9 protein-coding genes are annotated in these 14,112 nt (G+C 64.3%); 4 read left to right on the top strand and 5 right to left on the bottom strand.

The features are described from left to right. Together RUU78_RS07835 and RUU78_RS07830 are read right to left on the bottom strand one after the other, a co-directional pair. Positions 1 to 992, bottom strand: a 992-nt coding sequence (locus tag RUU78_RS07835; RefSeq protein ID WP_313915328.1) for a helix-turn-helix domain-containing protein, incomplete at its 3' end; no start/stop codon positions are given. A 457-nt stretch (positions 993 to 1,449) separates the two neighbouring features. Next, positions 1,450 to 3,168, bottom strand: coding sequence for a hypothetical protein (locus tag RUU78_RS07830; RefSeq protein WP_313915326.1), 1,719 nt, complete (start codon positions 3,166 to 3,168; stop codon positions 1,450 to 1,452). Positions 3,169 to 4,071: 903 nt separating this feature from the next. Here RUU78_RS07830 and RUU78_RS07825 point away from each other — a divergent pair. Continuing rightward, on the top strand, positions 4,072 to 4,350 hold the full coding sequence (locus tag RUU78_RS07825) for a hypothetical protein (RefSeq protein WP_313915324.1): 279 nt from the start codon (positions 4,072 to 4,074) through the stop codon (positions 4,348 to 4,350). A gap of 311 nt (positions 4,351 to 4,661) precedes the next feature. Here the strand turns inward: RUU78_RS07825 and RUU78_RS07820 are convergent, their stop codons facing one another. Continuing rightward, positions 4,662 to 6,368 (bottom strand): VWA domain-containing protein, encoded by a 1,707-nt coding sequence (locus RUU78_RS07820; protein ID WP_313915323.1) that lies wholly within the window; start codon positions 6,366 to 6,368, stop codon positions 4,662 to 4,664. A gap of 338 nt (positions 6,369 to 6,706) precedes the next feature. Between RUU78_RS07820 and RUU78_RS07815 the strand changes: the two genes are divergently transcribed. Further along, on the top strand, positions 6,707 to 7,954 hold the full coding sequence (locus RUU78_RS07815; protein WP_313915321.1) for a putative Na+/H+ antiporter: 1,248 nt from the start codon (positions 6,707 to 6,709) through the stop codon (positions 7,952 to 7,954). A gap of 212 nt (positions 7,955 to 8,166) precedes the next feature. Here the strand turns inward: RUU78_RS07815 and otsB are convergent, their stop codons facing one another. Both otsB and RUU78_RS07805 read right to left on the bottom strand, forming a co-directional pair. Further along, entirely contained in the window at positions 8,167 to 8,907 is a 741-nt protein-coding gene (otsB, locus tag RUU78_RS07810) for a trehalose-phosphatase (RefSeq protein ID WP_313915319.1), read from the bottom strand. After that, a complete protein-coding gene (locus RUU78_RS07805) occupies positions 8,904 to 11,165 on the bottom strand; it encodes a trehalose-6-phosphate synthase (RefSeq protein WP_313915317.1) in 2,262 nt (753 codons plus the stop codon). The genes otsB and RUU78_RS07805 overlap by 4 nt, the downstream gene beginning before the upstream one ends. A gap of 986 nt (positions 11,166 to 12,151) precedes the next feature. On the opposite strand from RUU78_RS07805, the gene azu reads away from it, so the two are divergent. Next, complete coding sequence (gene azu / locus RUU78_RS07800; RefSeq protein WP_313915315.1) at positions 12,152 to 12,592, top strand: azurin; 441 nt, start codon at positions 12,152 to 12,154, stop codon at positions 12,590 to 12,592. 73 nt (positions 12,593 to 12,665) lie between these two features. Continuing rightward, positions 12,666 to 14,105: a cytochrome-c oxidase, cbb3-type subunit I gene (ccoN, locus tag RUU78_RS07795; RefSeq protein WP_313915313.1), complete on the top strand. Its 1,440-nt coding sequence runs from the start codon at positions 12,666 to 12,668 to the stop codon at positions 14,103 to 14,105. The last annotated feature ends 7 nt before the right edge of the window (positions 14,106 to 14,112 follow it).

Raw genomic sequence — 14,112 nt, 5'->3', positions numbered from 1 at the left:
AACGCTTCGCTCAAGCCATTAAGGTGGTAACGAGCGTGAGCGAGTTCATGAAACAAGGTAAACCAGAAGCTATCAATGCGATCAAAACGCAGCGTGAGGCCAACGACGGCTCTGCCGGAAGCCGACATCATGACGGCTCCGTCAGCCAACATTGTCGGCAGACCAGGCTCGACAATCAGAATGATTCCCAGTCCCAGCAAGGCTGCTTCGACGCGCTTCGGCCCGTCCGGAAACTGACTCAGTTGAGCTAGCTCACGAAAGACCTTGTCATTGAGGCCGTGTGGCGAGAAAGCGGGCGCATCGTTCTCACGCCCTTTCGCTTTGATGAGAATCTGGCTTGTCCACGCAACAAGCGCATAGCGTGTTTGCGCTGTAATTCCCTGCCCTCGAAAGCTGCGCCGGAACAGCGCAGGAAACGAGTCGACGCGATCAACCACCTTACCGAGGAAGCTTCGGACCAGTTGCTCGGGATCTTGACGTTTACCCAATGCCAGATCGTCGAACCAGCCACGACGCTGCATTTCAGCAACAGGAAACTCATTCCACCGGATCCAGTCGAAACGGTCTTCTGATTGCCTTTCCATAGCATCTGACGCCGAACGCTCGCGTTGCGGTTCAATCAGGACCCTCAGGGGAATACCTAGTCCGGAGTGCAACGCCCGGATCATGTCCAAGGTCAAAGTGCGCTTGCGACTCAGAACCTCCGAAACACGGTTCTTTCCGCCCAATAGCGGCGCCAAGTCCTTCTGACGCAGCCCCTGCTCTTCCATGCGGAACTCAATCGCATCTACCGCGTCAGCTGGCTCGAATGCGAACTGTCGACTCTCGTATTCCCGCACGAGGACGGTCAGCAGTTCCAGGCGATCACCTGGAACACTGTCAATCGGCGGATCCTCACCGATCAGCCTCTCCAACTCGTTAAGCGCAGACTCGTAGTCATCCCCGCTTTTGATGACCCGCGCAACCGACATATCGTCTTTCATGAACTTCATGGGTCTTAATGTCGGGTCTGTTTCTGTTGGGTGTAGTCGGCACTCGACCCCACCCATTTAACGAGCAGGGTTGAGTGACTAAACGAAATGAGCACCTCGACAACCATTTCCTCGCCCCCGAAGTGAAAAACCGCCACATTCGGTGCCAGGAAACGTGCCGACGCATATCGATTTTCAGTCTGCATTTGGCTGCCTAGGTCCGCCTCGTCAAGCTCGGCGAGCCACGCGGCGACCCTCGGGCGGAGGCTCGGTCTACGGGCGCAAAAATCGAACAGCTTTCCGGTGCCTACTATCTTCATTGCGCTCACTAAGTTCCCATGACGGGAACCTCTCGTAATGGTTCCAGATTCGGGAACTTCGTGTCAAGCCCCCCACGCTTTGCTCGCCGCCGCTAACGCTTCCCGATCTCGGCAGGTCGGGCGAGGGCCGCCGCGCCTGCCGGGAATCTGACCGAGTGTTAGTTGGACCAATCGACATCGATGACGAGCGCGCGGCCCAGCGCGTAGCGGTGGAACTCGGCGACTTCGAAGGGTTCGTTGGCTTCCGCAGCCCTCTGAGCTAACTGTTCGCGCTGTTGCCTGAGTTGGTCCTGGATCTCCTGAGGGAGGGGCATGAGATGTGGGATCACACCGAGATGTGCTTGGAGGCCCATACCCCAAATCGTGGCGAGCAGGTCTGCGGAGTCGTTGGCGTAAACCAGTTGGGGAAGAGGAGCCTCCATCTGCAGGAACCCCTGCCTCAGGCGGATTGATGCCTGAAACTCTTCCATGACTTCCCTAAGCTGCTCCGCTCGATCAGCGTCGAGGTCCGGTGGGGCGCGATAGCGAAGCCGATCAACTCGCGGCATAAACATCTGGAGATGATGCTCGCTACCCGCGACCAACTCGCGGCGAGGTGGCAATGCCAACAGTAAGTCCGGACTGTCGAGAACCAAATACTCGGCCAATACTATGAAGTGCCCGAGCGAAACGGGCGCAGACAACGGGGACGGCTCCAAACCCGCGCTCTCGCAGAATGCCTCCCAGCTCGACCCCACTGCGTTCAGCCGTTCGGCAACCCGCCTCGCGTGCAGCCAGCATTTCTCAGGAGGCGACGAGAACATCTCCAGTCGGCGCGCCTCGTCATGCGCGGGCATCGGCGAAGCGATGATGCGTTGGGCCAGCAGGTAACGCTGCAGCAGACTTTTCGAGTGTCGCCAGGACAGGCGGTTAATGATGATTCCGGGAATCGGCTGATCCGGGCGAATCGTCACCACCTCCCATACGAAGCGCGCAGAGCCACAGAGCCAAGCACCATCTTCTTCGTCGATTGTGATTGGCGCTCCGAGGGGCCCGGGACCGCTCTCATCATCAAGCGCGCGTTCGAACTGATGCCAGCACGCTACTTCACCACCTCGAGCAACCTCGAAACCATCCAGCGACACCGAGTCTTCACGACGAAGAACCAGCTCAGCATTACCAGAGTCGGCGATACTGGTAGCGAAGTGATCCAGCTCAGCGCCCCAGCGGGGACGACGCTCTGACAGGACGCGCAGGATCGCGTAACCATCAATCACCGCCAGCCCAGGCTGTTCCAGCTTCCGCCGCAGACGTTCCACAGGAGCGAATGCGGACAAAAGCCAGTTGGGATGACCTTCCGACGCCTTCACATGCCCGACAAAGTCAACTTCCGGGCCGGATGTCCTACCCTGCCCCGGCGCGGCGAACGTAAGGCCAAGGACGCCCAATACGCAGCTGCTCGCGCTGATGCTTAGCACCTTTGCGTTCGGGTGTTCGCGCAGCCAATGCTCGCAGGACGCAAAGAGATGATCGATGGCGATTGGCCAACTATCGACCGACACGCTTTTGAAGTTCTTGTCGACAACCTCGAGGGCTGCTTCAGGACGAGGCAGATTGAGCTGTACCCTCAGCCACGGGCTCTGCTCTCGCAACTGTGCGGCGACTTCGAGAGCAAGAACGTGCGAGAGCCGCACCCCTCGCTCCATGAGCATGCCCTTCAATGCACCAGCAAGATCTTTCGGCGTACTCCAGCAGGCTTCCAACTCTTTCAGTACAGCCATCGCGTCCGCGACGGAAAACTTCTCCGGAACGCGTTTGGCATGGGCGCGCAGATAAGCACACAGCATCGCAGCCTGCTGAGTAGCGGCCGCAGTGGATCGGAAGGACTGGGAATTCATGATGAAACTCCAAACGGGAGCTCACCGGACGGCACACGTTGTCCCGCTCCCGCATGGGGTTCTTGGGGAATAACGGACTGATTTCAGGCGTTACTTCTGGCTTTGCCGACCCGGAGTAATCCGGTGTGTGCGCTGCGGGTGCCAACTTACCCATGGCCCGTTGACCACGGAAAAGATGCTAGGACGATCAATGCCCTTCGTCAACTGGCGCAGCTGAAGTCTTTTTTGGCGCGTGGGCTAGCCAGCGCAGTCAGGTCTTCTTCAAGCAGCGCCGAAGATCTGCAACAGAGCTGGGTACAAGGACAACCAGAAGCTCGGGTTCAAGCGCACGCACTTCCCGTGGCTGTACGAAGTCCCGGTGCAATTCCAAGGCAAGATCGAGTCGCCCCATGTCGTGCTCGATCTATATCCGCGCGTCGAAGCGCTGTCCAGCAAGGACAAGGGTACAACGCCCACGAGGGAAGCCCGCAATAACGATCCACACTTCATCCCAACCGTCCGACACCGATCCGCACATGTGCCAGCAGACACCTACCACACGCGGGCAACGTCGTGTAATGCCCCACCACAACAATCGCGACGCGCGAACGCAGCATTGATGCTATCGCGACCAACAATACGCGCAGCACGCTTGCAGCGTACGCATGCGTCTTGAAACTCGCTGTCATTTGCACTTGACGCGACGGGAATCACTTCCAACAATGTGCACGTTGCCGCAAATTCGGCAACCGGGATTGGCGACCCGAATTCCAAAGGCACACCAGCGCCGCCGTTTCGATTGACTTCGAATTGGCGGACTTCGTAACCAAAGGAGTTCGACATGCCTCTCGCACGTCCGCTTTTCTGCCCCACTCTCGCCCGCCTCCGTCGTCAAAGCACGACGTCACCGAGGAGGCCGACGCCATGAAACCCATCGGCTCGTTTTATCCCATCCCCGGCGAGTTCGACGATGTTCCCGTCGTGCTTTTCGCCTACGTTGTCGATACCCCCGACCAGCAGCGCGCCCTACGCGAGGAAGCCGTCGCGCGACTCACGGCGGTTACGTCGTTGAGCGATGCGCTGCTGACGATGAAGGTCGAGGATCACGATGAGCGATCGCATGTGCGTACGATGGAGGCGATTGCAATTCTTACGCGCGACGCGAAAGCATTGATCGAGGCCGCCGGGAAATCATCGGACTGAGCTCTGCCCCCGGGCATTGATGGCCCGGCCGCGCGCAATGCGCGGCCGGGGAATCGCAAGGACGAAGAGCGAGTCCCCGCATCCGACAAGTCACGCTCCAGCAGTACGCCGGCCGTGTGCACCGGGACCACGCCGGCAATTGCGACGTACGCCTCATCGACTTTTCAGGGCAACCCTCACGGCGATAGCGTGGTCACGGATGCGAAGCACGACGCCGCGCAGCGCCGCCCAGGTTTACGACCCCGCGCACTGCGCGGGGTGAGGCCCACACGGGACGGACCGGACCTGTCCCCTACTCCATCGATTTCGAATCACTTCGCGACCGAAACCCCCTGCCGCACCACGGCCGCATCGCCAACGACGAAGACCAGCTCGTAGTCGCCCGGTTCGTCCGGCGCAGTCACCTCGACCACCGCCTCGCCCGCTGGCTGCACCGAGGCGTAGCCGAGGTACTCGAGCGTTCCGGTCCTGACGAAGCCGATCCACGCGCCGCTTCCGCGCGGCCCGGTGAATGCTACGCGCAGCGGCTGTCCGGCCTTAGCGGCTCCGGCCGGAGCGAGGGTTGCCTGCACCGGGATGACCGTGACGCGCTGCGAGGCGGCCACGCGTTCTCCTTCGTTGAGCACGTAGCGCAGTTCATAGCTTCCCGGTTCGGTCGGCGCCGTCAGGACACCCGATGCCGGCGATGCGTCCGGCCGCGTGTAGTCGCGGTAGTCGCCCGGGCCGCTGCCGGCCGCGGCAAACCCGATCCAGTGGCGCGGATCGACCGGGCCTCGCGCCTCGAACCGGTAGGCGTCGCCGGCCATGACGCTCGTGGGCCCACTGACGACGACTTCGCTGGGCAGTACCGTGATCGGACGGGACGCGATCACACGCTCGTTTTCGTTCAGCACATAACGCAGTTCGTAGGTGCCGGGTACCGCCGGCGGAATCAGCTCGACCTCGCTGACCGGCCCGGTCAACCGGGCGTAGTTGAGGTAGCTCTCCACCGGGCTGCCGGCCGGTGCAAATCCTACCCAGTGCTTGTTGCCGTAGGGCCCGCGCGCGACCACCTTCAGGCGCGAGCCGGCCAGCACGGTATCGGGTGCTTCGATCGAGGCTGTCGCGTCCTGCACCGCCACGGGTGCGCGCGCGAGGACCGCATCGCCGCGCCGCGGGTTGACGTAGCGCACCTCGTAGGTGCCCGCGGTTGCCGGCGCTGCCAGCGTGACACTGCCGTCCTTCGTGCCGCTTTCGATCATGCGCGAATACGTGAGGTACTCGCCGTCCTTTTGCTCCGGTCGTGCCAGCGCGATGAAATCACCGTCGTCGGCGGGGCCGCTCCAGCGCACGGTGAGCGGTTGCGCGATGGTGACCGCCTGCGCGACGGCCAGCGTGGCCTGCGCCGGTGGCGGCGGCGGCTCGGTGCTGGCGACGATCGCGCCCTGCAGCGCGGCCGAGAGTTCGCGCCCGTCGCGTGCGTTGAAGTAGCGCCCGCCGGTCGCCTTGGCCAGGCAGCGCAGCTGTGCCTGATGAGCCGCGTTGGCGACGTCGAACCCGATGACGTGCGCGGTGAAGTCGACGCCTGCTTTCTCCAGTTCGGCACCGATCGCGCAGGGGTCGAGGTTGCAGGTCTCCTCGCCGTCGGAAACCAGGATCACCGTGGCCTTGTGCTCCGACCAGTCCAGCGCCTGCGCGGCCTGCCGCACGGCCGCCGACAGCGGCGTCATGCCGAGCGCGCCGAGGCCGTTGACGGTTTTCAGGTAGGCGTCCGGATCCAACGGTCCGACCGGGATCAGTGTCTCGATGTCCGCGCAATCGCCCTTGCGCCGGTGTCCGTAGGCGACCAGGCCGAGCTGGTTGTCCGGGTTCCAGCCGCGGACCACGTTGGCGACCGTGTCGCGCGCGATGTCCACCTTGGTGCGGCCGTCGATCTTGCCGCGCATCGAGCCCGAGGCGTCGAGAACCAGCAGCATGTTTTCGCCGGCGTGGGCGGTGCACGCGGCGGCGAGGAGAAGGGATGCAAGCGCGAAACGCATGGGCGGCTTCCTGGATGAGGGTGTTGTGGATCACACGGCGCGAGCGGAGCGCGAACGTACCGGATTGCCCGCAAGCCGTGCCGCTTACGGCAAACCGCGCGCGAACCGGACAGGCCGCATGGAGAACAACCGATGCGCAGTGGCGTGCCGGCCAGCGCGCTGCGGTGCACGAGTCGAGCCCACCTCGGACGAACGCACGCGCCCCGCTCTCCCCGGCGCCGCCCTTTCCCACGCCGTCCGGGTGTCCATCAGCGGCCCCGGCGGTTAATCTTCATGTTTTATCAACCACCTGTGCGCGGCAGGGCCACACGCGGGCCGCGGACGACAGGAGAAAGCCCATGACCATCACCATCGAAGGCGTTGCCGCCACGCTGTTCGCGCTGGCCCTGATCCACACGTTCTCGACCAAGTTCTTCGAGTCCCTGGCATCCCGGAATCCGCAGCATGCGGGGCTGCTGCACCTGCTGGGTGAAGTCGAGATCGTCTTCGGCTTCTGGGCATTCGTGCTGGTGGTGTGCATGGCGTTGCTGCAGGGCAGCGAGGCGGCCATCGACTACGCCGAGAGCCGGCACTACACCGAGCCGCTGTTCGTATTCGTGGTCATGGTCGTGGCGGCCTCGCGGCCCGTGCTGGAAGCCGTACGGTCCGCGGTCGGCGCGCTCGCTCGCCTCGTGCCCCTGCCGACGCCGCTCGTGCTGGCCTGGATGGGCTTTGCCCTGGTGCCGCTGCTGGGTTCCCTGATCACCGAACCCGCCGCGATGACGTTGGCCGCGCTGATGCTGGCCCCCGTCGTGTTCCGCCGCGATGTACCCGAACGCGTGAAATACGCCGCGCTGGGCGTGCTGTTCGTCAACGTGTCGATCGGCGGAACCCTGACCTCCTACGCGGCACCGCCGGTGCTCATGGTCGCCGCGAAATGGAACTGGGATACGGCCTTCATGGCAGCGACCTTCGGCTGGAAGGCGGCCCTGGCGGTACTCGTCAACGCCACGGTCATCACCATCGCCTTGCGCCGCCACCTGGGCCAGAAGCCCGCACCGGATTCCACTCGACCGCCCGTCCCCGTGACCGTCAGCCTCATCCACCTGGGGTTTCTGGCCGCCATCGTCACGTTCGCACACCATCCGGTGATCTTCCTCTGGATGTTTCTGTTCTTCCTCGGTTTCGCCCAGGCGTACGAGCGCCACCAGAGCCGTCTGATCCTCAAGGAAGCCCTGCTGGTCGCGTTCTTCCTTGCGGGCCTGGTCGTGCTCGGCGGCATGCAGCAGTGGTGGCTGGCGCCGATCGTGTCGGGTTTGTCGGACTACGCGCTGTTCTTCGGCGCCCTGGGCCTGACCGCCTTTACCGACAATGCCGCACTGACCTACCTCGGCACCCTGATTCCCGACATGAGCGACTCGGCGAAGTACATGCTCGTCGCCGGCGCCGTCGGCGGCGGTGGCTTGACCATCATCGCCAACGCCCCGAACCCGGCGGGTGTGGCGTTGCTGCGCGAGGGCTTCGACGACGAGTCGGTCGGTGCCGGTGCGCTGTTCCTCGGCGCGTTGCCCCCAACGATCGTGGCGGCGGTAGCGTTTCTCGTATGACCCAGGATGGCGCAGCGACGTGATCGCCGGGCCGGCTCACCCGGCGATCCCGAATCATCGGCTTCCTTGCACTCACGGTGATCGTCGCGGCCGCCCTGTACCTCGTGGTGCTCGGTGCCGTGGCGCTGGCCGTGCTGCCGGGCCTGGATTCACGCACCGCCACCGCGCCGGACCCGTCGCGGCTTTCGGCCGCCCGCGCCGCACGACGCGCGCTACGCCAGCGGTGCGAGATACGCCAGTAACTGATCGACCTCGTCCCGGTCATGCAGGAAATAGCGGGCCCGCGAACTCGCCGAGCGACCGACGCGGACCGACAGGATCTGCTCCGGCCGATCGAGCCGGAACACGTCTTCATCGGTGACGTCGTCGCCGACGAACAGCGCACGCGGCGAACCGGTGCGCCGCAGCTCCTGCAGCAGCGCACTGCCCTTGTCCGGTGCATCCGCGGGCACGATGTTGAGCACGCACTTGCCACCCACCAGCCGTGCCTGCGGCAGCGGCGCGGCAATGGCGTGCGCGAAGGCCGCGGCGCGCAGCGGATCGGGCGCCAGCCGGTAATGCAGCGACAGCGAATAGCCCTTGTCTTCCAGGCTCACGCCTTCGGCGCCCGCGATGCGTTCGCTCAGCATCGTCTTCCAGCGTGCAACCCGATCGAGCAGGTCGATCGAGGATGTGTGAGCCGACTCCATGCCGTGGTTGCCGATGATCTCGATGCTGTCCACACCGTCCATGAGGCGCAGCGCGTCGCGCCGTGACCGCCCGGTGAGAATCACGCTGGGTCGGCGCTGCGCCAGACGGATCAGAAGCTGCCGCGTCGCGGCCTGCATACAGGCCCGGAACGGATCATCCGTGATCGGCGCCAGGGTGCCGTCGTAGTCCAGGGCCACCAGGGTTTCAGGCGGCGTGAAGGCGTCGAGTGCACGGCGCCCCTGCGCGGAGAACAGGTGAATCATGGCTCGGCCCTCGCGAGGTAGTCGGGATCGCTGGCGCCGAGCACGCCGGCGAGCTGCTCACGCCGGCGCAGCCGGCTCGCGTCCAGCAACATGCGGCCTGCCCAGCGATAGACGTTGAACTCGGCCACCAGTTTTCGCATCGCCCGCATGCGCGCGCGCTGCTCATCCGGCGGCATCGCGAGCGCGACGGCCAGCGCCCGGCCGGCCTGTTCGATGTCGTAGGGATTCACCAGCAGCGCTTCGGTCAGTTCGCGCGCAGCACCGGTGAACTGGGACAGCACCAGCACGCCCTGTTCGTCGTCGCGTGCCGCGATGTATTCCTTCGCCACCAGGTTCATGCCGTCGTGCAGACTGCTCACGTAGCAGATATCCGCCGCGCGGTAGTAGCGGAACACGTCGCTGGGCTCCGTGTGCTGTCGCCGCAGCACGATGGGTTTCCAGTCCTCGCGGGCGAATCGCGCATTGATCCGCTCGACCAACGCTTCGACGTCGTCGCGCAGCTGGGCGTAGCGCGCGATCTCGGTTCGGCTTGGCGATGCAATCTGCAAAAAGGTAAAACGCCCGATCAGTTGCGGCTGCCTCTCGAGCAGCTTCTCGATGGCCTGCAGGCGTTCCTCGATGCCTTTGGTGTAGTCCAGCCGGTCCACACCCACACCGAGCCGCGCGTCGGTCGCAAGCCCCAGCTCGGCCCGCACGACAGCGCGGCACACCTCCACCGGTGGCGCGTTCTCCAGCCACCGGTTCGGCCATTCGATGGAAATCGGATACGAGCGCACCAGCGTGCGGCGGTTTCCCTGCACGACGGCCAGGTCTTCACGATCCAGGCGCGACTCCAGGAACCGGTCGGCCGCCTCCATGAAATTGTTGCAGTGAAACGGCGTGTGGAAGCCGAGGATGCTGCTGCCGAGCAACCCATGGATCAGTTCCCGGTGCCACGGGCAGATGCTGATCTGCTCGGCGTTGGGCCAGGGTATGTGCCAGAACGTCAGGATGGTGGCGCGCGGTAGCCGTTCGCGCAGCAGGCGCGGCGCCAGCGCGAAATGGTAGTCCTGCACCAGGATGACCGGATCGTCCGTATCGACCTCGTCGCATACGGCATCCACGAAGCGCTGGTTTACCTCGCGATAGTGTTGCCAGTCCTCGGCGCGGAACGTCGGCCGCGTGTGCGACACATGGCACAGCGGCCACAGGCCTTCGTTGGAAAAACCGTAGTAGTAGCCTTTTTCCTCTTCCGGGCTGAGCCACACCCGCCGCACCACGTAGGACTCCTCGCCCGGCGGCACGCGCACACGCCCGTGCCTGTCCGCCGTTTCCCGGTCGGCGGACCCCGCACCGTGCGCCACCCAGACACCCGAGCAGGCGCGCAATACGGGCTCCAACGCGCTGACCAGGCCACTGGCCGGGTGAAGCACGCGCACGCTGCCGTCGCTGGCGCGATCGTGGATATAGGGCTCGCGATTCGCCACGACGACCAGCCGCTCGCCGTGCAGATGCCGGTTCAAGGTGAGCTTGAGGCGTTCCGGCGTCCAGGCGCCGCTGCGCTGGTCCGCCTGCTCCTCCGTCGCCAGGCGATCGAGCAGCTCACGCAGATCCTTGATCAACGGCAGGAACTCGCGCCGCTGCGGAACGTCTTCGCCCTTGGCCATGCGCTGCAAGGCTTCGTTCCAACGGCGGCGCGACGCTCGCACCACGAGCAAGGTCGAGAAAGATGCGAGCAGCGCGATGACCGCAAACGCGCACAGCACGAAATAGCGTGTGCTGGCTTCGCGCCGCGCGACGTAGCTCAAGTCGTGCGTGACGATGGCGAAGGCCTTGACCTCTCCGGCCTCGGACAGCGGAATCGCGTTCACGTGTACGGCACCGCCGGGCAGGCTGGCCGTGTCGCGCCACGCGGTCCAGCGTTCAGGCGGCTCGCTCGCGTCCGCACGCAGGTACGGGCCTACGGTGCGGCATGCAAACGCGTCGGGAAATCCAGGCGTGGCGACGATGACGTCGAGGTCTGGCGAGCACAGCGCTGCGCCCATGATGCGTTCGTCGCGCGTGATATCGGTCAGCAACTCGCGCAGCGCCGGCAGATTGCCTGCCTGGAGATCGCGCAACACGGCGCGGCGCGCACCGTTGACCGCCAGCTCGGCCCGCAACCTGACGTCTTTCTCGAACCATCCCCGCGTCGTGTGGCCGACGATCAACCACGCCAGGGCCACCAGAACCGACAGCGCAACGAGCAGCGCGAAGGCGTAGCGGACGCGAGCATTCATAGAGTCGGTGCCATGGGCCGATCCCCCCGATCCAATGCGGCCAGTTCCCACGACGCACATCGCGGGGAGGCCTTGCCAGGAGACTGCGCATTCCGGGTGAAACACGAAGCGGCAGCAGTCTCGCAAGGTGCGGCCAAACCCCGCCCAATGGCGGGTGGCTGCGCGAAGCAACGGGTGGATATGAGAATCCTGGCACCGTTGCGGACAGCGCGCGGAGCAACGCTGCGGCGCGCACTATAGCACCATAGGGCACAGTTCTTAAGTCCAGGCGTGAGAACATACGCTAATTGTTTTTTATTACACTAATATCTTTACGGTGATGCCGGTCGATTGACTGCCCGCGCTCGCGTCAAGCTGCCGGAATACTTGCTGTCTGCGGTTCGAAATCGCCGCGAAGAGTCCTGTCGTCGCCGGGAAGTTCGAAGGTGCCCGCGTCGCAACGCGCACCGCCGTTGCTGCTTGCGCCCCAGGGCCGCGCGGTTGCGCGCGCATCGCCGGGCAGGCAATGGCCTGAATCACCGCCGCCGATTACAGGACTGGAACGGTCGAAGGCGCACGGGCATCGACGGCTCATCGTTCACTCCGATGCCGAGGAGTCCGCGACGCAGGTTGCCGGCAGGGACAGGTCGCGGCCGCGGTCCCTGGCCCCGCGGTGGTTCCCGTCCGCGACCGTCGCGGCGACACCGAGAAGGCCTGCCGTAACGGACCCGCGGGCAACGGCAGCCGAAACACGGGGGCTCAAGTCGCTGACGGCGGGCAACGCGCGTTGAGGCACCCCACCCTTGCTGGGCCAGTCGCGAGAGCTGGCACGGCCCACGGCCCGAGCGGACGACCAGGGCACCGCGCTGACTGCCCGCCCAAGGCGTGCCGCCGTGTCGTGCGCGTGTCTGTCGCACCCTCGCGTCCGCCAATTGATCTCGATCAAGGTCGGTCCAATCCGCTCCGCCTATCGTTCATCAACCCTTTCCGATGATGAGACGATGGCTATGAAGAACCTGATCTGCCTGGCCCTGCTGGGTTTTGCTTTTACCGCTCAGGCGGAGAACTGTGTGATCGACCTCAAGGCCGATGACCAGATGAAGTTCGATCAGACCGAGATCACGGTCGCGGCGAGTTGCAAGACGGTGCAGATCAAGCTCGCGCACATCGGCAAGTTGCCGGTGACGGCCATGGGGCACAACGTGGTGATCGCCCTCACGACCGATATCCAGCCCATTTCGATGGACGGGCAGAAAGCCGGTGCGGCAGCGAATTATGTGGCGGCGGACGACAAGCGCGTGATCGCGCATACCTCGGTCATCGGCGGCGGTGCTACGACGACGGCAAGCTTTCCGGGCAGCGCGTTGAAGGCTGGCACGGACTACAGCTTCTTCTGCTCGTTCCCGGGGCACTGGGCAATCATGAAGGGCAAGCTCACGGTCAAGTGAGGCAGCCGCACGTTCAGGTGGCGCTGCCGTCTGCGGCAGCGCCGGTCACAGGCTTCGTGCCCCAAGGAAATCCATGAACGCTCTCACGACGGCACGCTACAACGATGGCGTGGTGCGTCAATTCACCCTAATGACCGTGGTCTGGGGCGTGGTCGGCATGGCCGTCGGCGTGCTGATCGCGGCCCAGCTGTATTGGCCGCAACTGGGCGAAGGCATCCCCTGGCTGTCTTATGGCCGGTTGCGTCCGCTGCATACGAATGCGGTGATCTTTGCCTTCGGTGGGTGCGCACTGATGGGCACCAGCCTGTACGTGGTGCAGCGTACCTGCCATGTGCGGCTGTTTTCGGACTGGCTGGCGGCGTTCGTGTTCTGGGGCTGGCAGGCGGTGATCGTGGCCGCGGCAATCACCTTGCCGCTGGGCTTGAGCCAGGGCAAGGAATACGCCGAGCTGGAATGGCCGATCGACATCCTGATCACCCTGGTCTGGGTGGCCTATGCGGTGGTCTTCTTCGGCACGATCGCCAAACGCCGTGTCGCGCATATCTACGTCGCGAACTGGTTCTACGCGAGTTTCATCGTCGCCGTCGCGCTGCTGCATATCGTCAACAACCTCGCGATCCCGGTGGGCCTGTTCAAGTCGTATTCGGTCTACAGCGGCGCGGTGGATGCCATGGCGCAGTGGTGGTACGGCCACAACGCGGTGGGCTTTTTCCTGACCGCGGGCTTCCTGGGCATGATGTACTACTTCGTGCCCAAGCAGGCCGGACGGCCGATCTATTCCTACCGTCTTTCCATTGTCCACTTCTGGGCGCTGATCGCGATCTACATGTGGGCCGGCCCGCATCACCTGCACTACACCGCGTTGCCGGACTGGGCGCAGTCGCTGGGCATGGTGTTCTCGCTGGTGCTGCTGGCGCCGTCCTGGGGCGGTGCGATCAACGGCGTGATGACGCTGTCGGGTGTCTGGCACAAGCTGCGCACCGATCCGATCATCAAGTTCCTGATCGTCGCACTGTCGTTCTACATGATCGCCACCTTCGAGGGGCCGATGATGTCGATCAAGACGGTCAACTCGCTGAGTCACTACACCGACTGGACCGTCGGCCACGTCCATGCCGGTGCGCTGGGCTGGGTCGCGATGATCAGCCTGGGGTCGATCTACGCCATGCTGCCCCGCCTGCTCGGCCTGCAGCAGATGTGGTCGGTGCGACTGATCGATGTGCACTTCTGGATCCACACGATCGGCGTGGTGCTCTACATCGTCGCCATGTGGATCGCCGGCGTGATGCAGGGGCTGATGTGGCGCGCGGCCAATGCCGACGGAACCCTGACCTACACCTTCGTCGAATCGCTCAATGCCACGTATCCCTACTTCCTGATACGCCTGGCCGGCGGCCTGCTCGTACTGACCGGCATGGGCGTGATGTCCTGGAACGTGTGGCGCACCTGGCGCCTGGCATTGCCCGGCCCGGACGCGGCGGTGATGCCGCCGGCAACCGCAGCGGCCACCTGAGAGAAAC

The sequence above is a fragment of the Tahibacter sp. genome, assembly GCF_032229445.1.
In the GTDB taxonomy this organism is placed as follows: Bacteria; Pseudomonadota; Gammaproteobacteria; order Xanthomonadales; family Rhodanobacteraceae; genus Tahibacter.
This window is presented reverse-complemented; position numbering and strand designations above follow the sequence as displayed.